We start from the raw sequence: 25,278 nt of genomic DNA, 5'->3' as shown, positions 1-25,278 counted from the left end.
AATCAGCTGTCCTTATCGGTAGAAAGAGGCAATGAAATCGTGAACTGATAACCATCGGTAATTTGATAGTTAAATGCGCCTTTGAGCAATTGAGCCCGTTCTGCGATGCCTTTTAGTCCATTCCCTTCCACTATCGCCTGTGTTGATGAATTATCAGATAAACGTACGTTTAGGGTGTTGTTTTGATGGCTAAACTGCCACCAACATTCAGTTGCGGTGCCGTGCTTGAGCATGTTATTGACTAGTTCAGTAAACATTAACCCTAGTTGTGATTCATATAACTTGGGCATCTCGGGCAGTTGACCGTTGACGTTCACTTCTATGCTTTGCTCTCGAAGGGATGCGGTTAATTGCTGTAAGGTGTCAGCCAAGCCTTTATGTTTATAATCCGATACTGTTTGTCTGATTTGACTAAGGCTGTCTCTGGCTATTTCTGCTAATTGACTCAAATGTTCTTTTGCTAAAGGCAGGTTTCCTGCTTCAACGAGTTTTTCCGCTAACTGCGCTTTAAGGGCGATAGACGATAAGTTGTGACCCATAATATCGTGAAGATCTCGAGCAATTCTTTCTCGTTCAAGGGCAGTCGCTAAACTGGCAATTTCATCATTTGATTGACGTTGCTGACGTCTAATTCGCTCATTGTTATGTTCTACTACACCAAATAATCCCACCACAAACACGATTAACATGCCGTATAGCGGGAAATAAAATGCGGGATACCCTACAAAATAGTTTAGTGTCCATAACCCAATACTGATGGCGATAAAGCTGATAATGCTGGTGCGTAATGAGTAAAAAAAACCAATAAAAAAGCCCGCAAAACTAAAAAATGAAATTCCGCCGCTGGTAAATAAACTGGCGATAACCGCAGTCGAAATCATTAAGGATATAGGGTATATGGCTTTTGCTTGGCTACTTTTATAAGCCCAAAAATAACCGTATAAGAACGGAATTAATAGCAATAGACTAATGCTTACACGCATAACATCATCACGCATAAACCAAATAGGTATGAAATAAAAAGTGAGGTTTAACAAATAGACCCAAGCCGTTTTTTGCTTGTAGGCTTTTTCTGGGTGGTTGTTTTCGTTAGTGGTCATATCCGTGTGAACCATTCCTTGAGCAGACTGATTGCCAGTATCTTGAGTATTCATAACCTTTCCTTAACAAGTTAGCATACTGCAACCCATCGGCAATGGGTAGCAGTAGCTTACAGGCCCCGTGGCATTATTGACTAGCATTCACTGTAGAGGTTGGGTTTAGCAGGAAGTTAGCCCAACCATAGTCTGGATTAATGGTTAACGCTTGTTGCCAGTCCTGCTCTGCAGCGTCTTGTTGACCGAGCTCTTGTTTGGCAAGACCTCGCCAAGTGTAAGCTTCAGCATGTCCCCAACAGATCTCATCACAAGGGTTTTGATAGCGTGCAATGGCTATTGAGGCCAACTCACTGGCTTTGTCGTAACCTCCACCATATTGCGCAGGCGTGTAAAATGCACTCATAGCTTTAACTAATGCAATTCGAGGGTTATCGGGACTTAATTGTTCAGCCTGCTGTAATAAAGCGCCTGCTTTAGATGATAATTGTTGGGCTTTAGCGCCGTCATAAGCGATTTGCATGCCATAGATTTGCGCGAGTAATGTCATCGATTCAGCATGATCTTCACGACTGATAACTGCTTCAAGTGTGGCTTGTGCATCAGTAAGCGCACGTTTTGCGACACCACGTTGTCCTAAAATATTGGCAGTAATTGCAATACGGTATTGGGCATATGCATGTTCATAATCAACACTTTGCTGGCTGATTTGATTGAGCGCTTCAAGGTTCATGGTATTGGCTGCTGCATCAATACTACTGATATCTGCGACACTGGTTTGACTGACTAAAGATAAGGTAGCGGCAATAAATAATGTTTTCATGATTAACTCCGTTTATTCAAGTGTGTGTTGAGTGCAGAGTTAGTATTCAATATTGGCGTGAATGTGTGCAGGCACAAACGTCATCAGTTTATGATGACAAATGTCATTAATAAAAAAGCCAGCATACTGAATTAGCATGCTGGCTTATGGTTTAGTCCTGATGTTATCGTCTTAGGCTTTTTGTTTTACCCTATCGCATAGACTGAACCGTTTACACTTACGCTTGGATCACTAAGTAACTGATATAGCCTAAATAGCTGGCGACTAAAACAGCAGCTTCTCGGCGACCAATCCGCAGGCCTGTGTAAGCAAAGGGCAGTAGTACTGCTGCTAATGCGATCATCACCACCCAGTCTATTTGGCTTATCTCATTACTGATAATAGGGTGGATGAGGGCCGTTACTCCTAAAATTCCTAAAATGTTAAATAGGTTTGAACCAACAACATTACCAATCGCTATATCACTTTCGCCTTTCAGTGCTGCCACAATAGAGGTGACAAGCTCTGGCATACTGGTACCTATCGCGACGATGGTGAGGCCAATAACCACCTCACTAATACCTATCGACTTTGCCATAGCAACTGCGCCATCGACAAACAAAATACCGCCTCCGACCAGCATAGAAATACCGACAATAATCATTAGTACTGAAAGGAGGTTGCTTTGATTTGTTGCACTTTCAGAGTCGTCATTTTGTTGTTTGTCTGCTGTGAAATAGCTAAATAATAAGTAACTGATAAGCAACGTAGTGAGAATGACGCCATCAAAAAAGCTTAAACCACCATCCAGTAATAACCCCCAAAACAATAATGAGGCCGCAATCATAATAGGGATATCTCGGCGCACCATTTGTGATTCGATTTTTATTGGATGGATAAGCGCGGTTATTCCTAAGATTAAACCGATATTGGCAATGTTTGAGCCGATAACGTTGCCCAACGCAATTCCGCTATTACCTGCAATAGCTGATTTAACACTCACTGCAAGCTCAGGGGCGCTGGTACCAAAGGCCACGATTGTTAAACCGATAATAAGCGGCGTAAGTCCCAACTTGAGCGCGATTTGACTTGCTCCTCGCACGAGTGCTTCTGCACCTAGGGTTAAAATCAAAAAACCGCCGATAATCGACAACATAATTAGCATGATTCACTCTCAAAAATGGCTGAAACCGAAATGGACGGCAAGCATAGTGATTTTTTAGTTTTGCGCAATTTAAATTATCGAGCCGGAGGTTAAATTTTGTTCATATAGCTTAGGTATAGCATAGGGTTATTTCGCAAATACCAGGAACAAAAAAGCACACCAATAAGGTGTGCTTTAATCAGTCTAACCAAACAGCGGGTTAAATTTCATCTTCCCAGCAAATTTTCGCACCACGAATACCATCAACTTTGGCACTAAACTGCTTTTCTAGCACGTGGCGTTTAATTTTAAGCGTTGGAGTCATTGCATCATTTTCAATGGTCCAAGGCTCTGTTACCACAACCATAGCGTCAACATGCTCGTGTGATTCTAAGTTAGGGTTAATGCTGTCTAAGGTCGCCTTGAGTGATGAGCGTACTTCTTCACGAGGTTGCAACGCAGCACCTTCTGATAATTGAACCAATGCCACAGGGTGCGGTAAACCCGAACCAATGACACACAATAATTCAATATGTGAATCTTGAGCTAACTTACGCTCAATTGGGACTGGCGCAACATACTTACCTTTTGAGGTTTTGAAGTTGTCTTTAACGCGACCCGTAATTGAGATAAAGCCTTCATCATCAATTTCACATAAATCGCCAGTATGGAAAAAACCATCTTCATCAAAACAAGCTTTGGTGACTTCTTCTTGTTTGTAATAGCCTTGCATTAAGCCAGGGCTTTTAACCATCAGCTCACCTTCGTCACTACGGCGCACTTGGCAACCTTCGACTGGGCGCCCAACTGTACCAATTTTAGTGGCATCGAATGGGAAGTTAATTATCGAGTAAGCACAGTTTTCAGTCATGCCCCAAGCTTCAGAAATGTTCATGCCGATTTTGTGGTACCACTCAAGCTGGCTTGGTGGAATAGGTGCTGAACCTGACCCCAGCAAACGACAATGTTCCAGCCCTAGGCCTTTTTGGATCTTACGTTTAACTAAGCTGCTAATGATGGGGACTTTAAGCAGGAAGTCCAATTTAGCTTCACCGGCTTTTTCAATAATATTGAGCTGGAATAGTGTCCATAAACGTGGCACCGAGAAAAATACCGTAGGACGACAGCGCTGCACATCTGCAACAAACGAGTCTAGGCTTTCAACAAAGGCGACCGAAGAACCTGAGTAGAATGATGATCCTTGAATTGCGACACGCTCAGTAATGTGGGCTAATGGCAGGTAAGATAATAATCTGTCAGTGGTATTGGTTTTTAAATCACGTACGACGGCTTCACAAGTCCAACCGTAGCTACCAAATGTTTGAATTGCGCCTTTAGGTTTACCGGTAGAGCCTGAGGTATAAATCAGCGTCATGACTTGCTCTGCGGTTGGCGTCGGCGCATCAACTAATGGCGTGCCAAGTTCAAGAATTTTGTCCCAGTGATACTGAGAAGGCATGGTGTCATATGGCATTGCAAGACGTAAGATTTCACCACCTACACCGGCTTCTTGATCAGCCCAGAAATCTAATTTACCTGTAAAAATGGCTTTAGCTTCACTGTGCTCAAGGACATAACGAATAGTCTCAGCATTTGCTGTTGGGTAAATCGGCACACTGATATAACCGCCATGCATTAATGCTAAATCAGTGATAAACCATTCAGCACAGTTTTTAGAAAGTACTGCGACTTTATCGCCTGGTACTAAGCCTAAATGACGCAGTGCACCGGCAACTTGCTGAACTTTTTGTTGTACTTCACGCCAAGTAAAGTCAACGTACTGACCATTGATAGGTTGGCGTAAATAGACTTCATTACCCTGGGTTTCTACCCAGTGCGACAACATTTCTACTGGCGTTTTCATTAGATTTTCCATTGACGATTCCATGTTCTTTTTTGTTTTAATGTAGGTCGTGTTTATTTCAATGTCTTTAACGTAATAATCTATTGTAATCGCATTGAATATTTAATCAGTTCAGACCAGTTATGTAGGCCTAAAACGTTATATATATGCATAAAGTACGACTAGTACTCACATATGTAACATCTTCAGGTATTACACTAACTGGCTCCCATTGAACGAGTAAATAATGAACACGATGATTATCAGTATGGCGATTTAACGCATTCTTCGCAAACGTTAAGCTGTTAATTTTTAATAAATACAACTAATAAACTAGCATATTCAGCTGAGATGTGAACCGTTATCGAGTAATAGCTCTAATAAAAAGGGCGCCTATTGGCGCCCTGTAGAGGAAAAGTCGGTTTGTGACCTAGATCTCCATTATTCCATCCATTTCGACTAAAGAGCCTTTTGGAAGCTGTTTTACACCAATTGCAGCACGTGCAGGGTAAGGTTGGCTGAAGTATTTAGCCATGATGTCATTTACAGTTGCAAAGTGAGAAAGGTCAGTTAAGAAGATATTGAGCTTCACAATATCTGACATGTTGCCGCCAGCGGCTTCACATACTGCAGTTAAGTTTTCAAATACTTGCACAACTTGCGCAGAAAAGTCATCGCTGACCATTTCCATTGTGCTTGGAACTAACGGAATTTGGCCTGATAGGTAAACAGTGCTACCCACTTTTACAGCTTGAGAATATGTGCCAATTGCTTGTGGAGCTTTATCGGTTGCGATAATGATTTTTTCTGCCATGACGCCCTCTGCGAAAGTAAAAACTTCAAAATTGAAAATAAAATGCAAGCAAACCTAAGCTGCCTCATAGAGTTAGAGTCATTCAGCTTAGGAAAGTTAGATTAGCAATCTTACTAGCGATTACGTGAGGTGCGCAAGACTTCTGGCAATACGCGAATACGGCGCATGACATTGGCGAGGTGAACACGATCATCAACTGAGATACGCAGGTTAATGAGGTAAACACGGCCATCGCGCTCTTCAGTGCTCAAGTTATGAATGTTTGAGCCTGCCGCAGCGATAATATTGGTGATCTTAGCTAGAGCGCCTTGATGGTTAACAATTTCAACCCGCAAGTTAGCTTGGTAAGTTTCGCCTTCAACGTTATCCCAATGTACTGGAATATATTTATCAGGCTCACCTTGATAACCACGAATATTGGCGCAGTTTTCCATGTGAACCACTAAGCCTTTACCAGGACTCACGTGGGCAACGACGGCATCACCTGGAATCGGGCGACAACAGTTTGCGAAGGTAACAAGCATACCTTCAGCACCACGAATCGGCATTAAATGCTCTTCGTGATCGTCGTCATCTTCGTTCTTAGTTGTGAGGTTCTTACCCAGTAATCGCTGAGCAATCACAATGCTCATGGCATTACCTAAGCCGATATCCGCCAAGAGTGACTCTAAATCGTCATGTTTGGTTTCAGAGATGACCTTATCCAGTTGCTCAGCATCAATGCTATCAAGCTTGGTTTCACCCAAGGCATGATTTAATAGGCGTTTACCTAATGCTACAGCATCGTCACTGGTCAAGCTCTTCAGTACTTGACGGATTTTACCGCGCGCTTTACCTGTTACCACAAAGTTCAACCAAGCGGCATTTGGACGTGCGCCCTTAGCGGTAATAATCTCAACAGTTTGACCGGAGATTAATGGCTGACTGAGTGGGTATGCTTGACGGTTAACACGTGCGCCAACACAGGTATTACCCACATCAGTATGCACTTCGTAAGCAAAATCGACGGCAGTCGAGTTAACCGGAAGTTCTAAAATACGACCTTCAGGCGTGAAGACGTAAATTTCTTCTGGGAAGAGTTCGGTTTTAACGTTTTCCACAAACTCAAATGAACTACTGGCGCTTTGTTGCAGCTCCAGCAGACTTTGCATCCATTTATGGGCACGAATTTGAGTGGTACTTTGTTGCGAACTACTGGTGCCGCTCTTATACATCCAATGAGCAGCAACCCCTTTATCTGCCATTAAGTCCATTTCTTCAGTACGAATTTGTACTTCAACAGGAACCGCATGAGGGCCAAATAATGAGGTATGCAATGATTGGTAACCATTGGCTTTTGGAATCGCAATATAATCTTTAAAACGCCCAGGGTGCGGCTTGTAAAGACCATGCATGGCACCTAATACGCGGTAACAGGTATCAATGGAATCGACCATGACTCTGAACGCATAGATATCCATGACTTCTTGAAACTGCAGTTCTTTATTGCTCATCTTACGATAGATGGAATAAAGGTTTTTCTCACGACCTTTGACAGTGCCTTTAATGCCGGCATCTTCAAGACGAGTCGTAATCGCACCTTCAATACTGTTAATCAGTTCTTTTCTATTACCACGGGCTGCTTTAACGACTTCTTTAAGCACACGGTAACGCATTGGATAATAGGCTTGGAAACCTAAATCCTCTAACTCGCTTTTGATATTATGAATACCAAGACGGTTGGCGATCGGTGCGTAAATTTCTAAGGTTTCGCGAGCAATACGACGACGCTTGTCAGGACGTAATGCACCCAAAGTACGCATGTTATGCGTTCTGTCAGCAAGCTTGATCAAAATAACGCGGATATCCTGCGTCATTGCCATCATCATCTTGCGGAAGTTTTCGGCTTGGGCTTCTTTTTTATCGCGAAACTTAATTTTGTCGAGTTTTGATACACCCTCAACGAGTTCAGCCACGGTTACGCCAAATAACTCAGTGAGCTCTTCTTTAGTAACAGGGGTATCTTCGATGGTGTCATGAAGCAGGGCTGCCATTAATGTCTCGTGATCAAGACGCATGTCAGCCACAATGCGGGCTACCGCAACGGGATGGGTAATATAGGGTTCGCCACTTGTGCGCATTTGCCCTTCATGGGCATCACGCGCAACAATGTACGCCTGCTTGAGTAACTCTACTTGCGCGGGTTCTAAATAACCTGACGCAGACTCCTTAAGACCTTCAAACAGATACAAGTGGCGCTACTCCTTAAAGCGTACGGCCTTCAGCAATTGCTGCAACAGCAGCAATTTCAGCGGCTTCACGCTCACGAACAGTTTGACGTTCGTCAGCATCTAAAGTGTTAGAGGTGACTAAGCCTAATTCGATTTCGCGTAGAGCGATAACCGTTGGCTTATCATTCATCTCTTCAACCATAGGGTCTTTACCTTGCACAGCGATTTGGCGTGCACGACGCGCTGCAACCAGGATCATGTCAAAACGGTTGCCGATTTGTTCTACGGCGTCTTCTACAGTTACGCGAGCCATGTGGTGAAACTCCAGTGTTATCTATGGGAAAAAAATGACGCAAAATTGTACACTATGACAATTAATCTGCCAACAGATCGTTAATCATACCACTGTGAGTATGGATCTGACTAGCACAGGTTGATCTTTGACTGCGAATGATCGCGCAAAGATCGCCTAAAGCCACATCAAAATCATCATTTACAATAATATAATCTGCATCTTTATAGTGTGACATTTCTGATACAGCTTCAGCCATACGTCCGTCAATGACGTCTTGGCTGTCTTGACCACGGCCAGTTAAACGGCGTTCAAGTTCAGCTCTTGAAGGAGGTAAAATAAATACCCCAATGGCTTCTGGCATGAGTTTTTTGACTTGTTCAGCGCCTTGCCAATCAATATCTAAAAATACATCAATACCATTTGCTAATGTTTGTTCAATAACCGTGCGGGATGTGCCGTAATAGTTACCAAACACTTCAGCCCATTCAAAGAAGGATTCTTCAGCAATAAGCGCTTTGAACTCTTCAACCGAGACAAAGTGATAATGTTGACCATTCACTTCACCTGGACGTGGCTGACGGGTGGTATGAGACACAGACACTTGCATGTCGCTTGGCTTATCTTTCAGTAAAGCAGAGATAAGTGAAGATTTACCGGCGCCACTTGGGGCAGACACAATAAATAGATTTCCTCGAGCGCTCATAGTGCAATTTCCAACCAGATTATTTATCAGGCCGAGTATTATACTCAAAGCCATACAATTTGCGAGATTTGTGATAGAGAAAAATGCAAAAATCTGCACTAAAAATAGCAAAGAATTCTGCGTTGAATTTAGCACTCAATCCCCGACTGATATAGATGCAGCACCTAACTAGCCTGAATTTAACCTTAATCGAAAAAGACAATGGATAAGTTTCCCCTTCGATTTAGTACCAAATAGTGCTTTTTAGCATTTTTTTGTGCCATTTTACGTGGGTTTCACTGACTTTAGCGTTGAAATTGTTTAGTCTGCCAACAGTTCATTTATTTAGATATTGGGATTGCTTGTGTCATTCGCCTCCTTATTTTGTCGCCAAGGTCGAGATAACGGCCTAAGAGCCTTAGCCATTCAATTAAGCTGCTTAGTCTTTGTGTTATTGATTGCGCTACTTTTTTCAAACTCGATTGTGACATTAATTGCAGCTGTCTTAGCGTTACCTATTTGCGCGTTAAGCACTTTACGTCGCTTAAAAGATGCGGCTAAACCCAATACGTTGCTTGCGATCCCTGTACTGTTGTTGCTGCTGTTTAGTATGTCGCTCAGTTTTAGCTTCCCTGTGGCTGTGTCTAGTATTGTTTTTATTCTTGCTGCGCTGACAGCGGGTTGCTTTGCTTGGCTTGCTGCGCCTAAAACAAATCAGCGTAAACCTGCTTATGTTATGGGCTACTTTGGGCCTCATGCTAAAGCATCGGTAAAGCTTGGCGATGTACGCCGAAGACAAGAGCCAGTTATGGGCGGCGAGCATGCGTTTTCATCAATGACTGAAGATAATGAGCAATCTGTTTATGATGCCGATGATGTCAGTTATGAGCCAGGTTATCAGCATGAAACCGTTTATAAAGATGATATTAAAGCCCAACAACATAATATTGATGAGCAAGCCGCTTATGAAAGCGATGATAAACCGACCTACCGAGTTGACCGTGGTGCATTAGAGTCTGGCTCGTTATCTGAACTGCTAAAGTCATGGCTTGTTTGGGGACAAAACAATCAAAAAACGCTAATGATGCTAGCTAAAGGGCTGGGTGTTGTTAGTGTCATTACGGTAATTATTTACCTCATAAGCTTACTATTTAGTAACAGCGATGTTGAACAAGAGCCAGTAGAAATAGCGCCTATCGAGCAGCCTGCAATCATTAGCGAGACAGCAAGAGTTAAGCTACCAGATGGGTTTTGGCTGATTTTACAACAAGACATTTTAATCATTCGCTGGTTAGGTGATGAAGGCGATGCGCAATCTATTTGGCGTTTAGATAACGCAGAAGGCGATAAACGCTGTGCTGAATTAGTGTTTAATGACGGCAGCAAATTCCGCCCTATGCAGGTAGATTTAATGGCAGACAGCGGTACTGAAGCGCGTTTTTCTCCTCTAGATAACGCTAAGATCATCAACAATATAGCCATGCGAGGTAGTTTTAAAATGTGCGGATTTAATTTCAGTTTGAAGGGCAGCCAAGCAACATTGTCTAGTCAACCTGATTTTGCGCACTACTTAAAAAGCCTTTAACCTCGTGAGATAGCGTGAATAGTGTCGTTTTTGTTGAGTTTTAAGGCATTACTGGTGCATAGCTAGTCTTGTGCTCAGGGATGGATTAGACTATCGGGCTCGCGATAAAAAATATGGAGTGTTGGGTGGTGGAGTTTATTAGGCAAACAATTTTGCCTTTGTATGGAATTACTGATGAAAATGCCAGTATTGCCCCGTTAGGCAATGGCCATATTAACCAAACCTTTTTGGTGAGATGGTCTACAGGGCAACTTGTGCTACAGCAAATTAATACTACTGTGTTTACCGAGCCAGACGTATTAATCGATAATGCGGCAAAAGTCAGTCATCACCTAATACAAAAGTCCACTCTTGGTGAGTATCAGCTTGATGTCATTTCTCCTGTCGTATTAAAAGATGGTCGCTTATCTGTCGACCTTGGTGATAGAGGTTACTGGCGCGCCATCAGCTACTTAGCTAACAGCCATACGATTGAAGTCGTCACCAATACTGAGCAAGCTGAAATGGCGGCCAGTGCTTTTGGCCACTTCGCTTTTGCATTAAGTGACTTAGATGCCAACAGCCTAATCGATGTTATTCCCAACTTTTTAAACTTACCGCAACGTATCGAGCAGCTTAAACAAGCCATTGCCGAAGATAACGCAGGCAGGCTTGAGCACTGTAAGCCTTGGGCTGACTTTGTGCTTTCTCAGCAGGCACTTTTTGCAGAGCTTGAACAAATAGAAAGCCAATTACCGCTGCGTGTTTGCCATAACGATACCAAAATCAACAACATGCTATTCGATAAACGTGACATGTCGAGCATGGCAGTTATTGATATCGACACCTGCATGAAAGGCTACTTAATGTATGACTTTGGTGATATGGTGCGCGCGTTTTGCTCGCCAGAGGAAGAAGACTCAACAGCACTTGATAAGGTCGTTGCTCGTCCTGAAATCATTGCTGCAGCCACCCAAGCGTATACCGACCAATTAGCTGCAATTTTAACCCCGCTAGAAAAACGTAGTTTGTGGTTAGGCATAAAGGTAATGGCGTTAATGCTTGGGTCGCGCTTTTTAACCGATCACTTAAATGGTGATGTGTATTTCGGTATTCATCGCGAAGGCCATAACCTCGACAGAGCTGCCAACCAGTTAACCGTATACAAAAGCTTAGTTGCACAAGAAGCGCAACTGATGACGCTATTTGAATAATTCAGTCACTGTATATATCAGTAAGGGTAAATCATGAAGTACCAATGGATTTTGTTTGATGCCGACGAAACCCTATTTGATTTTGATATTTTTGCTGGTTTACAGCTGATGTTCTCTCGCTTTGATATCGAATTTAATGCCAGTGATTTCGCTTTTTATCAAACCGTAAATAAGCAGTTATGGGTTGATTATCAGCAAGGATTAATCGATGCCGCGGAGCTGCAACACACACGCTTTTTACACTGGGCGACCAAATTAGGCTTAACGACCAAGCAGCTTAATAGCGACTTTTTAGCTGCTATGGCAGATATTTGTCAGCCGTTACCGGGCGCTAAAAAACTCATTAACAGTTTAGAAGGTAAAGCCAGTTTAGGGATCATCACTAACGGCTTAACAGAATTACAAAATGTGCGATTAGAACGCACTGGATTTAAACCTGCTTTTGAACACGTAGTGATTTCTGAACAGTTTGGCAAAGCTAAGCCCGATGTGAGTATTTTTGAGCACACGTTTGAGCTAATGGGTCATCCAGACAAAAACACTGTATTGATGGTGGGTGATAACCTGCATTCGGATATTCTTGGTGGCGTTAATGCAGGTATTGATACCTGTTGGCTTAATCATCATGGAAAGGATGTAGTCGATGGGATTACCCCCACCTTTGAAGTCAAAGACTTGCATCAACTGCACGATAAATTGCACTCAAGTCACCGCTAAACCTCTTTTTTAGACAGCTTAACGTCAATGCCATCATTGATAAAAAGCCACTCAATTGAGTGGCTTTTTCGTTCAGTTTGTAAGAGTTATTCGCTTGCCGCAGACTTTGGAAATGCCTTATGAAAAGCAATCATAAAGTCTTCTCTAATATGTTGCTCTAAATGGGTCGCACGTTCAGTCGGGCAAAAAATCATAATATTCACTAATTGCTCGCCAGCAGGCCCACTATGGATATGAATATGAGGCTCTGGCCCTGGCAAATCGACTCCTGCATGCTTTTCTATCACATTGTTGTAGCGGGTGGCGACTTCTAAAAAGTCTTCGCAGTGAGCTTCAATTTTTTCAACTAAATTAGGGAACAGCGGATACAAGTTTACAAACTCAACCACTGTAATCGTAAAGCTGTGGTACACATAGCGTTTCATAAAGTTAAGGTTTTTCACCGCATAACTAAAGAACATACTATTAGGGAAGGTCACCGTTTTCCCCGTGTAATGGTACTGACCATGGTGTAAATCAATCTCTTGGATCACCGTCGCCATTAGATTGTGCTCGATGACCTCACCACACAGCTTGCCCACTTCAATCCAGTCGCCAATTACAAATGAGCGTGAGCTTGCACGTTGTATCGAGCCGGTAAAACACAAAATGATTTCTTTTGACGCCACCACAAAGGCAATCGCAATAGCCGTGACCGATAGTGCAAATTTATTAATCTCGGTTTGCCACAGTAAAAACAACACCATGACGATTAAAATAAAGGTGCCGTTTTTGGTGCGAGACATCCATTTACGTTGGCCTTCACTCACAAAAGCCACATCACCACGGATCTTAGACACCACAAAGCGTTTAAGCATCGACAGCAGTAGGATAATTAGTACAGTAACAAACAACTTATAAGTTGCTAAAAAATCAATGACGATAGTAACTTGTTCCACAAAACCTTCTTTAATAACGATAACTTGGTGATGAATTCAGCTATAAGGTTCACTGTAACATAGCCATAGATTAAGTCAGCTTTGACCAGTAATTTTAATGGAAAAATCTTTCGATGTAAGCAAGACACACTCGCAGTGGTAATAACGTTAAAATGCAGAAAAGTAAATGAAAGCGAAGCTGCCAGAATACCGTTTTTATAAAAATCCAGCTTTGATAAAAATCCAGCTTTGATAAAAAGACAGCTTCGCTAACATGAAATTGCACTAGAAGTGATAAAGCGGATTAATGCTTCAAGAATATATAGCCAGCCTTTTCTGCACCCCACACTTGCTTATCCTCGCCGTCATAGCCGCGATCCCAACTCAGAATACTGTCTTTGGTTACGGTCACTTCAGATGTGGCATAGGTTGCCCCGCGCAGCTGACTTAAACAGGTTTTCTCATCGGTGGAGCCTGCAAAGTGCTGCTCTGCCTCAGACCAAGTTAAAAAGACCGTACAACCTGATTTTTCAATTAAGTCACTTGGTGTGAGCTCGTTAAGCGGCGCCGCATTTTTGTAAGCCCCCGCAAAGCTTTTGTCATTGTCAAAGGTGTAAACCTTGCTGGCAAATTTAGTGTCAGACAATGCCGTCACTTCATACACGCGTTGACGATATGGCTTATCTAAATGCGTTGCTGCAGCTTGCTCAACATAAAGCCACGTCGAATTTTCTTTAGGCCAAATCTGCACCATATTAAGGTGAATATTATAAAAATCTTTATCGTCGATTGATTGCTGCTGACTATCGAAATGTCCCTGCATCCAATCAAGTAATAAAGCCTGTTTGTCTTGTTCAGTCGCGTGGGAGGTGATTGGCATTAGAGCTAAGGTAGAGAGTACGGTGGTTAGAGCAATATGAGTTAATGATGTATTCACAGGAAATCCTTTCCGTTAAATGGGGTGTTTATTGTTTTTAGTTAGTAGATGTAATGAGCCGCTTAAGCTAATTATCTGGTAAGTTAACCCATCGATTTGAAAGAGTAAAATACTGGATTTCGAGTTTATACCTGCTAAAGCGTGTAAGGCGTTTTTAACGGTTATAGCGTGTAAAACTTGATTTACCTGCTGTAGCGTGTAAGGTGAGTGATATATAAGCGTTATGGGTACAGAATATGAAGGTAACAAACTCAAAGCAACTTAGTGCATACCTTAAAGATGCACGACTGAATATGAAGCTGACTCAAAGCAAAGTGGCAAGTAAAGTGGGTATTCGCCAAGATACTGTTTCAAGCTTTGAGCAAAACCCCGATTCAACCAAAGTTGAAACCTTATTTAAAATCTTATCTGCTCTTAACTTAGAGCTAGACATTAAAGTGAGAAGCGCTGAGCCAGAATGCCAGCGAGTCAATTATGATAGCAAGGTTGCTGAGCCACACTGGAAAGAGGAATGGTGATGGCCACGCTGGATGTTTATATGAATGGTTATCTCGTTGGCGAATTTACTAAGTCGCCAACGGGCTCGCATGTTTTTCAGTATGCTAGTCAGTGGTTAGATACGCAGGGGAGCCGCCCAATATCTTTGTCGATGCCGCTACGTGCGCAAAGCTATATAGGCGATGAGGTCTATAACTTCTTTGACAACCTTTTGCCAGATAATGTTGAGGTGAGAAGTCGAATCGTTGCAAGACACAATGCCCAATCTACCCAAGCATTCGATTTACTGGCCAAAGTGGGGCAAGACAGTGTCGGCGCGTTGCAGTTTGTACCTCATGGTCAACAAGCGCTGGATGTTAAAGCAATTGAGTCTAAACCTTTAACTAATCACGATTTAGAAAACATCTTAAAAGGATACCAGTCAAATATACCGTTAGGTATGCTAGCTGGTGAAGATGATTTTCGGATATCCATTGCTGGTGCACAAGAGAAAACAGCACTACTGAATTTAGACGCGATTCATAAAAATGGTTGGCGCTTACCCATTAAAGCGACACCCACAACCCATATTATTAAATTACCTATCGGTAAGATACAAAGCCATTCGCACACCATTGATATGACAGACAGCGTTGAAAATGAACTGTTAAGCATGATGATCGTCAGGGAGTTTGGCTTAGCAGTGCCCCAATGTTCAATTATCAAAGTTGGTGATATTAAAGCATTAGCTGTTGAGCGGTTTGACCGAAAATTATCATCAGACAGTCAATGGATTATGCGTTTACCTCAAGAAGACTTTTGCCAAACCTTGAATGTGCCATCGGCCAAAAAATATGAAAGCCATGGCGGCCCTGGGATTAAGCAAATTATGACTTATCTATTGGGCTCTACTAACGCCGAGAAAGATAGACATGATTTTATGAAATCCCAAGTACTGTTTTGGCTTCTCGCAGCAACAGATGGTCATGCGAAAAACTTTTCACTATTCATCGATGCCGGAGGCGGGTATCGGCTAACGCCTTTTTACGATATTTTGTCCATGTATCCAGCAATAGGTGGCCGAGGGATAAATATCCGTGATGCTAAATTGGCAATGGGGCTTAATGCGAGCAAAGGTAAAAAGTACGCAGTCGATAAAATATTTCCAAGACACTTTATTCAGACAGCCAAAGCGGTGGGGTTTGACCCCGTAGTCATGACAGACATATTACGTGAAGTAGCCGACGCCGTGGATGAGGTGGTTAAACGAGTTACTAACCAGTTACCAGATGACTTTCCTGCCCATATCAGGGAGTCAATTTTGAATGGGTTAACTGAAAGGGTTAAAAGGCTGTCAATGTAAGGGAGTCTTAAGTAAGATCTGTTTATCAATGGTGGATATTGCAGCTCTATCCATTACCATCGATACTCGTTTTGCTCAATGAACAACAGCTGATAAGATGCTTTGTTTTGAGCACCCATCCCCAATTTTTAGTAGTGAATAATGAATAGTAAAGCAAACAAACTTCAGCAAGTTGAAAACCTGATTAAACCTATTGCAACATGCCATGCTCCAGATGGGACTGAAGTAGAGGCTGTAGTTGATCAGTGGGTGCATGCGATTGCGACCGATAGTCAGTTTTTTTGTGATAACGATATAAGTTCTGCTAATGAATTAAAAGCAGAAGTCATTGCTCTACTAAAAGCGAATGAGTTATTCATTAATATTGAGAGCTTTTATGAGTTGGTTTTTGAACATCTTACCTTGAAACCAATCAGAGGTAGCAGTTTTAAATTTATCGATCTTTTTGCTGGTATTGGTGGTGTCCGTTTGGGTTTCCAAAATAATGGTGGAGCTTGTGTATTCTCATCTGAGTTTGATAAGCATGCGCAGGCAACCTATCAAAATAATCATGGTGAATTTCCATTTGGAGATATTACTTCTATAAATCCCATAAACATTCCAGAACACGATGTGTTGCTTGCTGGTTTTCCTTGTCAGCCGTTTTCTCATGCGGGACTTAAACTGGGTATTGATGATACTCGAGGCACGTTGTTTCATAATATCGCACGGATTATTGAAGAGAAGCAGCCTAAATTTGCACTGTTAGAAAATGTAAAAGGGCTAGTAAGTCACGATAAAGGTTATACATTAAAGGTTATTCTTAAGACACTGACTGATATTGGCTATAGCTGTAACATTCCTAAAGAATTAATTGAAAATGGCACAGCTAAACAAATTCAAACCGAAGCTAAAAAAATGGTCATGAAATCTGTTGACTTCGGTGTTCCACAAAATAGACAGCGTATTTATATCATGCTCTGGAAAAATGGTTTGATTGAACAGTTTGAATACCCAAAACCAACAGGCGTAACTACGAAAGTTGCAGATATCTTAGAAGATGATCCTTGTGAAAAATTAACTATATCAGATCGATTATGGGCAGGGCATCAGCGTAGAAAAATTGAAAACAAAGCTAAAGGTAAAGGCTTTGGTTACGGTTTGGTGACTCCTGAAAGTGAGTATACCAATACAATTTCTGCTCGTTATTATAAAGATGGAAGTGAAATTTTATTGGCTCAAGAAGGGAAAAACCCTCGAAAAATAAGTACGAGAGAGGCCGCTAGGTTACAAGGCTTTCCTGAAGCATTTGTACCAAGCAAGTCAAATACCCAAGCATATAAACAGTTTGGAAATAGTGTTTCTGTGCCGGTTATTGAGGCTTTAGCAAAAGTAGTAAAAGGACGTTTAAATGGAATTGATTGACCTCGAATTAACATTTAATGAGATAAAATCCTCTGTTAATGAAATAGAATTTAGAGATGTTCAATTATCAGATGATTTTAAAATTGAGTATGAGAGATATATTTCCAGTAATGCAGCTAATGGTTACTCCGAAGTAAAATGGACTGATTTTTCCACGAGAATTATAACTTCAACAGGGAAATCTATATTTTTAACTAACTATTGGTTCTTTATTGCATCTAAATTAGCTGTTTACTTAGAAGGCTTAAATGCACATAAGCAAGTTTTTAAACAAATTTTTGATGGTGAAAATCTTCAAGAAATAGCTACATCTTTAAGGGGAGGATTAACTGACGAACAAACATCATTAATACAGAATTTTTTTACAAAAAGTGGGTACTCTCTTCAAAGTTTTGAATTTTTTATAAAATTTGTTTCTGATTATGGTGCTTGGGGCGGGGGGAAAACTATTGATAGAAATGACTACTATGTTTCGCCTCTTTTACAGGCTGGTAAACTTTTAGCTGAAACTCAAAGTGCGGTTGCAGAAATTGCTAAGCAATTTGCGGAGAATCCAGTACTTAGACATTCTTTTTTACCTACATTTGTACCAGTTTCTAATCCTTTAAAAGTGAAGGTACTACCTCACATAATCTCAGAAAGCTCACGCGGAAAGTTTGTCTATAATTTAATTGAGTTTTTAATAAAAGAAAAAATACAAAAGTCTATATTCGAGTGTTTAATAGAAAGAGATATCAACCTTGGTAACTATAATCTTGAGTTTAATGGATATAGGTTAACAACTTTTTTTAAGGTTTCTAATGCTCCTCTTGAGGAGGAGCAATTGAAGAGGGGAGATAAGATACGTTTTTTTGAAAAGCCATTCACTTTAAATTCGAAAATGTATTACTTATCAAATCAATGGACTGATGGAACTTTATCTCGATTAGATATTCAATCATTAATTCCCATATTTAATACTTTATACGAAAACTATGAAATAGTTATTGAGAATGAAACCTATATTCTTAAAAAGTTGGACCATCACGTTACGCTACAGGTTTCAAAACCTTTCCTACTTCTTGCAGGCATTTCAGGCACAGGTAAAACACGTTTTGTGCGTGAACAAGCGAAGTCTACTGGCTCGATAGATGGTACGTACTGTCTGACCTCAGTGCGCCCTGATTGGCATGAACCAAGTGACCTACTGGGTTATGTTTCTAGATTAGGTAATAAGCCTCAGTATGTTGCTACAAATGTATTGCGTTTTATCGTAAAAGCTTGGCGCGAAATTATTAAAAAAATCGAGAAAGATGATAACGGGCATGCACTTGATTGGCGTGGTCGAGAGTTAGATGATATTCGTCCTTTTTGGTTGTGTTTGGATGAGATGAACCTGGCTCCTGTAGAGCAGTATTTTGCTGACTATTTATCAGTATTGGAAACACGCTGCTGGAACGAACCTGATAAATTACAAGATTCTGATTTAAAGTATGTTTATGAGTGTGAACCACTGATAAAAGGCGAGGTATTTACCTCATTGGATGCTGATATTTCTGGTGAGGCGAACAATGATAGTGACAAGCCTTCAACACAGTTAGCAAAAGATTTAGGTTTTGATCTTACCAAGCCGCTAGACAAAGATATTTGGGATTACTTTTTAGCTCATGGCATTAGCATCCCATTTAACCTTATTGTTGCGGGTACGGTGAATATGGATGAAACCACTCATGGTTTCTCTCGTAAAGTGATTGACCGTGCGTTAAGTTTTGATTTTGGTGAGTTCTTCCCCAATAACATTGATGAGTTTTTTGACGCGAAGTCTGAGCCTAAAAAATTGAGTTTTCCTCTAAATAGCCACGCTAAACTTAAACAGTTCCAATCGATTGCTGCCGACCCTGATGCTGCTAAAACCAAGGCGTTTTTTAAGGCCATTAATGAAGTGTTACTAGGTACACCGTTTGAACTTGCGTTTCGTGCCTTTAATGAATTGTGCTTATCGGTAATTAGTTTTGCGCCTAAAAATTCAGATGAGTTAGACGCTGTATTTGATGACTTTTTGATGTGTAAGGTGTTACCACGTATCGAAGGGGATGAAGATAAACTGACGACCCGAAAGGGTGGTGCTTTGCTGCAACAATTAACCGAGACATTAAGTGAAGCCCTTAAGACTATTTGGGATAGTGAGCGTATTGATTTATTGCGTGAAAGCAAAGGTTCAGATGACAAGGTGATTAAAGTGCGATGCCGCTCAAAGTTGAAGCTTGAGTATATGCAAAGCAAGTTAGATAGTGGTTTTACTTCATTTTGGCCATAACGGTGCAGTAGGAATAGTCTAAAGCGATGACAACCGATAAACGCGCCACGCTCAAACTTGAGCATCAAGACTTTACCCTTTATGTAAGTTGCGATGATATTGTGAGCCCGCTTAAAAAACTGACGCATACCTATAGTCAGCGCACTGTGGCGATTCCATCAGGTAATGATATTGCATTATTTGCTGATAGCATTCAGGCTACATTTTATGATGGTTTACCTTTAAATCAGCCGTTCTTTTTTGAGAATCGTCAATATTGGTTTGAGATTGAGTTCAAAAAGCACGTGGCAACAAACTCTGCGGTAGTGAACCATAAGCATCGCTTAATCGAAGGGGCTTTTCATTTAAATCGTAAAGGCGATGCGCTTGTAGCAAACGTTAATTTTGGTAATGATATTGGCCGTTGTGGCTTTTCGGTAGAATATAGTATTGACGGCAAGCGTTGTGCTGCCAGTATTAGTTTCAATATTTTTGCGACTAAGATGGTGATGGAGCAAGATCTTACATTAATCAATCATGCTATTGATAATGTGTATCCGCTGTGGCGCTATAGCCTAGTGAGTAAAACTAGTCAGCAGGTCGCTAAGTCAAATCGAAGCTCTGAAAAATTTGAATTGTTTTGGTTAGCGCAATTTGAAAGGTTAGTGATTGAGTTAACGCTTGGCATAAAACAGATAATTAACTCTCCCCATAACCGCTTACAAGTATTCACTAAGCAACAAAAATTAGATCGTATTAGTAAACCACAAAAACCAAGACAAATTGAAAAAGCGCAGCAACTCTTACTGAGTGGTATCTCAAACCCGCGAATGACTATCAATTATAAAAAGCTCCATATTGATACCCCTGAAAATCGCTTTATCAAAATGGTTATTCATCGTATTGCTGACAATTTGAAAGGCTTGATAGCTTCGCTTGGCGTTAATGATAAATCTAAGGTTTCTAATTCATTTATTACTGAGTTACAAAAGCACCAAAAAATATTCAGTAAAATGACAAAGCAACAGCTCTGGCGCGAAGTCGGCAGTTTTAGTGGATTAAAAAGTGACTCTAAAGTGCTGCAGCAAGGTACTGGCTACGCAAAAGTTTACAAAGTATGGCAGCAATTAAAATACTATTTAAATGAAGTTGATGGTCGAGCTGATATATCAATAAAATCCGTAGCTGAGCTTTATGAAATTTGGTGTTTTGTAGAGGTGATGGAAGTTATTAAAAGCATCGGGTTTGCAGAGCAAAACCGGTCTTTAGCTAAGTTAAAACAAGTTCAGTTTGAAAAGCAGTTTAGTAAAGATGGAATGGCTGCTGCATTTGAGTTTAAACGTGATAGTGACTCAATGGTGATTAAACTTGCTCATGAACCCTCATTTTCACCTAAAGGATTAGAAAATCGTACTTGGATTGCTAATCAGCGACCGGACATTGTGCTACAGGTGATACTTTCAAATGAAGAGTCATTTTTTATATTGTTTGATGCTAAATACCGCATCGATAATTACCAAATTGATGCGAAGGATGCCGTACCTGAAGATGCTATTAATCAAATGCATCGTTATCGTGATGCTATTATTCACCAGCAGCAGAATGATAATGAGAAGCCAATAAAGAGCCGTCCTGTCATGGGCGCGTTTGCCTTGTATCCTGGTTTTTGTGACCAAGAAAAAGATGATAATCCTTACCAAGAGGCCATAAATCAAATTGGTATTGGTGCTTTTGCATTGCTACCCAGCAGTGATGGTTCTCAAAGTCATAGGTTGTGGCTGCATAATTACCTAAGGCAGAAATTAGGTGGAGATGAAGTTAACGAGCTGAATCGAAGCCATGATTATTATTTTGTTGAGGATGCTTCTCGAATATCGCCTTATGGACATACTCCGGTACGACACAAAGGCTTGACTATGGTTGCACCTGTTAATGAGTTAAACCGGAACGGAGAATATATACAGCAAGCGAGAGTTGGTCTGTTAAAGGGTTATCACACACAGTTACTCGCGACTAATCGACAGAATATTCATCGTAATATTATTCGGGAAGTACGCTATTTTATTGCAACTGTGCGTGATGGGAACTCAGATACAATGCAGCTAGGTAAATACCTTTATCGTGTTGCGAATGTAAAGCTCATGTCTCGGCATAATATTCCTGAAGAGCTAACGGGTAAAGTGAGCACTGACGAACGCCTTTATTGGTTATTCGAATTTGCTGGCGAGCCAATAAAACTAGAGAATGAAATTGAACTCCCATATGAAGAGCACTTTACGTTTAAGCTAACTAAAGCTGAATACATTAAAGACATTAACCACTGGGATGATATTAAAGGTGAACTTCAGTTATATGCTGAGCTTGACGAAACGTGGTAATTATCTTTCAAAATTATAAAGCCCAGCATTTGCTGGGCTTTATATATTTGAACAAAACAAAACAAAACAAAACGAATTACTCTACGTTTTGAATTTGCTCACGCATTTGCTCAATCAATACTTTAAGTTCTACTGCTGCGGCGGTGACTTCTGCGCTGATTGATTTAGACGCTAGGGTGTTAGATTCGCGGTTGAACTCTTGCATCATGAAGTCTAGACGGCGGCCTTGTGCGCCACCTTTTTTGAGGATTAAGCGCGTTTCAGCAACGTGTGCGTCAAGGCGATCCATCTCTTCTGCGACATCCATCTTTTGTGCAAGTAGTACCATTTCTTGTTCCATACGGGCAGGATCAAGTTCGCCAGTGATTTCGGCTAAACGGTTGGTGAGCTTGTCACGTTGCCATTGCATCACGGCTGGCATGTGTTCACGTACAATTGCCACTTGCTCAACAATTTGGTCTAGGCGAGTTTGTAACATAGTGTTGATGGCTTCACCTTCACGACCACGGGCTTCGATAAATTGTGCAACGGCGCCGTCAAATGCACTAAGTAAATCTTTATTGATTTCACCCATGTCTTGTTCTGCACCCGCCATCACACCAGGCCAGCGTAGTATGTCTGCTAAGTTAAGTTCACCGTGGCTAGATTCTTTCTTTAACCAATCAGCAGCGTTCAGCAGTTGTTTGGCTAAGTCTTGGTTTAGGCGCATTTCACTGCTGCCAGACTCTGATAATTCGTAACGTAAGTTTACTTCTACTTTGCCGCGGTTTAAGCGCTTACGCAGGCGATCACGTAATACAGGCTCAAGGCTACGCATTTGCTCTGGTAAACGCAGGTAGGTTTCCAAGTAGCGTTGATTGACTGAGCGGATTTCCCAAGAGGCAGTGCCCCATTCGGCTTTATGCTCAATGCGAGCGTAGGCGGTCATACTTTGGATCATGTTTGAACCCTGATTAAGTTAGCGGCAATTGTATGGTGTCGATTATAGTCTGCTAACAGTGAAGGTCAAAGTTTACAAAAGCTTATGGGGTGGGTTTTACATTAATATGCAACTTACGCTGTCTTTTTAGGTCATATTGGCTACATATGTGCGATCGAATGAATTTTCATGGCTGCTTGTTATTGGTATTTAGCGTGTAGTTAGCGATGAGCATCGAATTACACGATTGAATTGTTTATAGTAAGCCTACATCTGCTGCTTGTGCCTGATAGGTTTAGCTGTTTTATTATTTTGGAGTAGTCAATTGGACCATTTTGTGTGGAATCTCGACCCTGTGTTAATTTCGTTCATGGGTCTTAAAGTACATTGGTATGGTGCCTTGTTTGCCTTGGCCATTGCGAGTGGGTTTCAGGTAATGAAGCGCATGTATAAAAAAGAAGGCTTGGATGTTGAATCGCTCGATAATCTACTGATGTACTGTGTGATAGGGATTATTGTTGGCGCACGTATAGCACACTGCTTTTTTTACGATCCAAGTTACTATTTTGCCAACCCGATGAAAATTTTAGCTATTTGGGAAGGCGGTTTAGCCAGCCATGGCGGCGGGTTAGGGGCGATATTAGCGCTGTATTATTACAAGCGTAAAACCGATATGCCGTTTTTGTTTTTGCTCGACAGATTAGCCATTGCGACCGCGATATTTGGCTTTTTTGTGCGTATGGCCAACTTCGCCAATTCAGAAATTTTAGGTCTGCCGACCACTAAGCCTTGGGGCATTATTTTTGAGCGTGTGGATTTATTGCCGCGCCATCCTGCGCAGTTGTACGAAGCGATAAGCTATTTAATTATCTTTATTTCGCTTTATGCTGTGTACAAGTTTACTAACCTAAAAGAAAAGCACGGCGTGATTTTTGGCTTGTTCTTGTGCAGTGTGTTCAGTGCTCGCTGGGCCATCGAAATGGTCAAGGTTAAGCAAGCTGCATACGCTACAGAATGGACCATGAGTGCAGGACAGTTATTGAGTATTCCATTTTTAGTGGTAGGCGTAGCCTTACTGATATTACCGTTTGTGAGAAAGCAAAAGTAAACGCGAGATTGGTTTAATATGAATCGATAACAGGCCGTGACTTGATAAAGTCGCGGCCTTTTTTTGTTCTAATTAAGACTGCTTAAAATAATGTGTCAATATCGACAGTTTGGCCTTGTTCAAGTTGTTTGATGCCTGCGGTAATAGCGGCGTTGACAGAGGTACTGACATTGACTTGTCGACCTAGATTGACCACAGCGCCATTGAGATAGTCGATTTCAGTTTGGCGTTTGGCTTGAATATCTTCCCACATCGATGAGCGGGCTTTAGGGTCAATGTCCAGCATTTGCTTAGCTATGAGGTTAAACAGCCAATCTGGCATTGAGAGTATTAATGGCAACCATGTGGGTTTTACTTTGGTAAATTGCGTTAGTGGCAGCTTGGCTTGCTTGCACACGCTTAGCCACTCTTTCATTGCAAGGCTAAGTAGTTTGCGGGTGCGGCGCTGACTGAGCTGTTCTTTAATGGGCACATCAGTAATGGCGTTTAGTGCATTATTAAGGTTAAGTAGCAATTTCCCGTGGATCACAGGCGCCATATCATCAACAAGGATGCATTCGCTTTGTTGGGCTTTACGCATTGCCTGTTGTATGGCTTTAGTGTGTTGAGTGCTGGCAAAGGTAAATTGGCCTTCTGTGCCTTTATGAAACGTCGCATTAGGCTGTTGCAGCACGTTAAATGGGGTAATCCCTTGGCTGACATGACGATGTGTTAAAAGCGGTAATATTTCATCTAAGCTGCCTAAGCCATTTTGCATAAAAATAATGCTGCTTTGTGAGTGCGTTATTTGCAGTAATTGCTCAGTAATGGCTGCTAGCTGGTGGCATTTTACGGTGACAAAGATAACGTCAAATAGTGGAGCTGGGTTTACTTCGTTTTGTAAATCGCTGTTAGAGTCAATATTTTGATTTGTTGCTAGTTCGGTAATTAACGCCGTGGGCATCACTGTTTGATGTAAACCTTGGTAACTTGTGAGAGTGATACCTTGGTTTTCAATAATGCTGCGCTTAATTCGCTCGCGGCAGATGAGGCTCACATTCAGTTTTGCCATCAGTAGTTCGCCTGCGAGGTAGCAGCCGGTAGAGCCTGCTCCAAATATGGCAATGTTCATTATTTTCCTT

General features: G+C 41.4%; 21 protein-coding genes. 9 read left to right on the top strand and 12 right to left on the bottom strand.

Translation table 11 applies throughout. From position 1 onward, the window contains the following. Positions 1–2 precede the first annotated feature (2 nt). The 8 genes from AN944_RS14000 to gmk all read right to left on the bottom strand — a co-directional run bounded on the left by AN944_RS14000 (position 3) and on the right by gmk (position 8,905). Entirely contained in the window at positions 3–1,154 is a 1,152-nt protein-coding gene (locus tag AN944_RS14000; RefSeq protein WP_235530922.1) for a sensor histidine kinase, read from the bottom strand. A gap of 73 nt (positions 1,155–1,227) precedes the next feature. Next, positions 1,228–1,917, bottom strand: a complete 690-nt coding sequence (locus AN944_RS13995; RefSeq protein ID WP_055025253.1) for a tetratricopeptide repeat protein — start codon at positions 1,915–1,917, stop codon at positions 1,228–1,230. 217 nt (positions 1,918–2,134) lie between these two features. Beyond that, positions 2,135–3,061, bottom strand: coding sequence for a calcium/sodium antiporter (locus AN944_RS13990; protein WP_055025252.1), 927 nt, complete (start codon positions 3,059–3,061; stop codon positions 2,135–2,137). A 199-nt stretch (positions 3,062–3,260) separates the two neighbouring features. Beyond that, entirely contained in the window at positions 3,261–4,916 is a 1,656-nt protein-coding gene (locus AN944_RS13985) for an AMP-binding protein (protein ID WP_055025251.1), read from the bottom strand. Between the two features lie 397 nt (positions 4,917–5,313). Next, positions 5,314–5,697, bottom strand: coding sequence for a RidA family protein (locus AN944_RS13980; RefSeq protein ID WP_055025250.1), 384 nt, complete (start codon positions 5,695–5,697; stop codon positions 5,314–5,316). A 113-nt stretch (positions 5,698–5,810) separates the two neighbouring features. Beyond that, complete coding sequence (spoT, locus tag AN944_RS13975) at positions 5,811–7,928, bottom strand: bifunctional GTP diphosphokinase/guanosine-3',5'-bis pyrophosphate 3'-pyrophosphohydrolase (RefSeq protein ID WP_055025249.1); 2,118 nt, start codon at positions 7,926–7,928, stop codon at positions 5,811–5,813. Positions 7,929–7,941: 13 nt separating this feature from the next. Then, positions 7,942–8,220, bottom strand: coding sequence for a DNA-directed RNA polymerase subunit omega (gene rpoZ / locus AN944_RS13970; protein ID WP_055025248.1), 279 nt, complete (start codon positions 8,218–8,220; stop codon positions 7,942–7,944). A 61-nt stretch (positions 8,221–8,281) separates the two neighbouring features. Next, positions 8,282–8,905 (bottom strand): guanylate kinase, encoded by a 624-nt coding sequence (gene gmk, locus AN944_RS13965; protein WP_055025247.1) that lies wholly within the window; start codon positions 8,903–8,905, stop codon positions 8,282–8,284. Positions 8,906–9,248: 343 nt separating this feature from the next. On the opposite strand from gmk, the gene AN944_RS13960 reads away from it, so the two are divergent. The 3 genes from AN944_RS13960 (at position 9,249) to yjjG (ending at position 12,379) form a co-directional block, all read left to right on the top strand. Continuing rightward, entirely contained in the window at positions 9,249–10,469 is a 1,221-nt protein-coding gene (locus tag AN944_RS13960) for a hypothetical protein (RefSeq protein ID WP_055025246.1), read from the top strand. A 125-nt stretch (positions 10,470–10,594) separates the two neighbouring features. Beyond that, positions 10,595–11,662, top strand: a complete 1,068-nt coding sequence (locus AN944_RS13955) for a phosphotransferase enzyme family protein (RefSeq protein WP_055025245.1) — start codon at positions 10,595–10,597, stop codon at positions 11,660–11,662. A 33-nt stretch (positions 11,663–11,695) separates the two neighbouring features. Further along, positions 11,696–12,379 carry a pyrimidine 5'-nucleotidase gene (yjjG, locus tag AN944_RS13950; protein WP_055025244.1) on the top strand — a complete coding sequence of 228 codons (684 nt, stop codon included), beginning with the start codon at positions 11,696–11,698 and terminating at the stop codon, positions 12,377–12,379. Between the two features lie 86 nt (positions 12,380–12,465). On the opposite strand, the gene AN944_RS13945 is transcribed toward yjjG, so the two are convergent. Beyond that, positions 12,466–13,317 carry a mechanosensitive ion channel family protein gene (locus AN944_RS13945; RefSeq protein WP_055025243.1) on the bottom strand — a complete coding sequence of 284 codons (852 nt, stop codon included), beginning with the start codon at positions 13,315–13,317 and terminating at the stop codon, positions 12,466–12,468. A gap of 283 nt (positions 13,318–13,600) precedes the next feature. After that, on the bottom strand, positions 13,601–14,233 hold the full coding sequence (locus AN944_RS13940) for a chromophore lyase CpcT/CpeT (RefSeq protein ID WP_055025242.1): 633 nt from the start codon (positions 14,231–14,233) through the stop codon (positions 13,601–13,603). Positions 14,234–14,469: 236 nt separating this feature from the next. On the opposite strand from AN944_RS13940, the gene AN944_RS13935 reads away from it, so the two are divergent. The 5 genes from AN944_RS13935 (at position 14,470) to AN944_RS13915 (ending at position 22,130) form a co-directional block, all read left to right on the top strand. Further along, the gene (locus AN944_RS13935) at positions 14,470–14,751 is read left to right on the top strand and encodes a helix-turn-helix domain-containing protein (RefSeq protein ID WP_055025241.1); all 282 of its coding nucleotides are present in this window, start codon (positions 14,470–14,472) and stop codon (positions 14,749–14,751) included. Then, the gene (locus tag AN944_RS13930) at positions 14,751–16,073 is read left to right on the top strand and encodes a type II toxin-antitoxin system HipA family toxin (RefSeq protein ID WP_055025240.1); all 1,323 of its coding nucleotides are present in this window, start codon (positions 14,751–14,753) and stop codon (positions 16,071–16,073) included. The genes AN944_RS13935 and AN944_RS13930 overlap by 1 nt, the downstream gene beginning before the upstream one ends. Positions 16,074–16,214: 141 nt before the next feature. Next, on the top strand, positions 16,215–17,477 hold the full coding sequence (locus AN944_RS13925; RefSeq protein ID WP_055025239.1) for a DNA cytosine methyltransferase: 1,263 nt from the start codon (positions 16,215–16,217) through the stop codon (positions 17,475–17,477). Next, positions 17,464–19,773 (top strand): McrB family protein, encoded by a 2,310-nt coding sequence (locus AN944_RS21530; protein WP_055025238.1) that lies wholly within the window; start codon positions 17,464–17,466, stop codon positions 19,771–19,773. Before AN944_RS13925 ends, AN944_RS21530 begins: the two co-directional genes overlap by 14 nt. A gap of 26 nt (positions 19,774–19,799) precedes the next feature. Then, positions 19,800–22,130, top strand: a complete 2,331-nt coding sequence (locus AN944_RS13915; RefSeq protein WP_055025237.1) for a DUF2357 domain-containing protein — start codon at positions 19,800–19,802, stop codon at positions 22,128–22,130. A gap of 76 nt (positions 22,131–22,206) precedes the next feature. On the opposite strand, the gene AN944_RS13910 is transcribed toward AN944_RS13915, so the two are convergent. After that, positions 22,207–23,070, bottom strand: a complete 864-nt coding sequence (locus AN944_RS13910) for a YicC/YloC family endoribonuclease (RefSeq protein ID WP_055025236.1) — start codon at positions 23,068–23,070, stop codon at positions 22,207–22,209. A 304-nt stretch (positions 23,071–23,374) separates the two neighbouring features. Between AN944_RS13910 and lgt the strand changes: the two genes are divergently transcribed. Then, on the top strand, positions 23,375–24,157 hold the full coding sequence (lgt, locus tag AN944_RS13905) for a prolipoprotein diacylglyceryl transferase (protein WP_055025235.1): 783 nt from the start codon (positions 23,375–23,377) through the stop codon (positions 24,155–24,157). Between the two features lie 82 nt (positions 24,158–24,239). On the opposite strand, the gene AN944_RS13900 is transcribed toward lgt, so the two are convergent. Next, positions 24,240–25,268, bottom strand: a complete 1,029-nt coding sequence (locus AN944_RS13900) for a 2-dehydropantoate 2-reductase (RefSeq protein WP_055025234.1) — start codon at positions 25,266–25,268, stop codon at positions 24,240–24,242. Between the last annotated feature and the right edge of the window lie 10 nt (positions 25,269–25,278).

The organism is Shewanella sp. P1-14-1 (genome assembly GCF_001401775.1).
GTDB lineage: Bacteria > Pseudomonadota > Gammaproteobacteria > Enterobacterales > Shewanellaceae > Shewanella > Shewanella japonica.
Note: the sequence above shows the minus strand (reverse complement) of the source record. Positions and strands in the feature narration are given on the sequence as shown.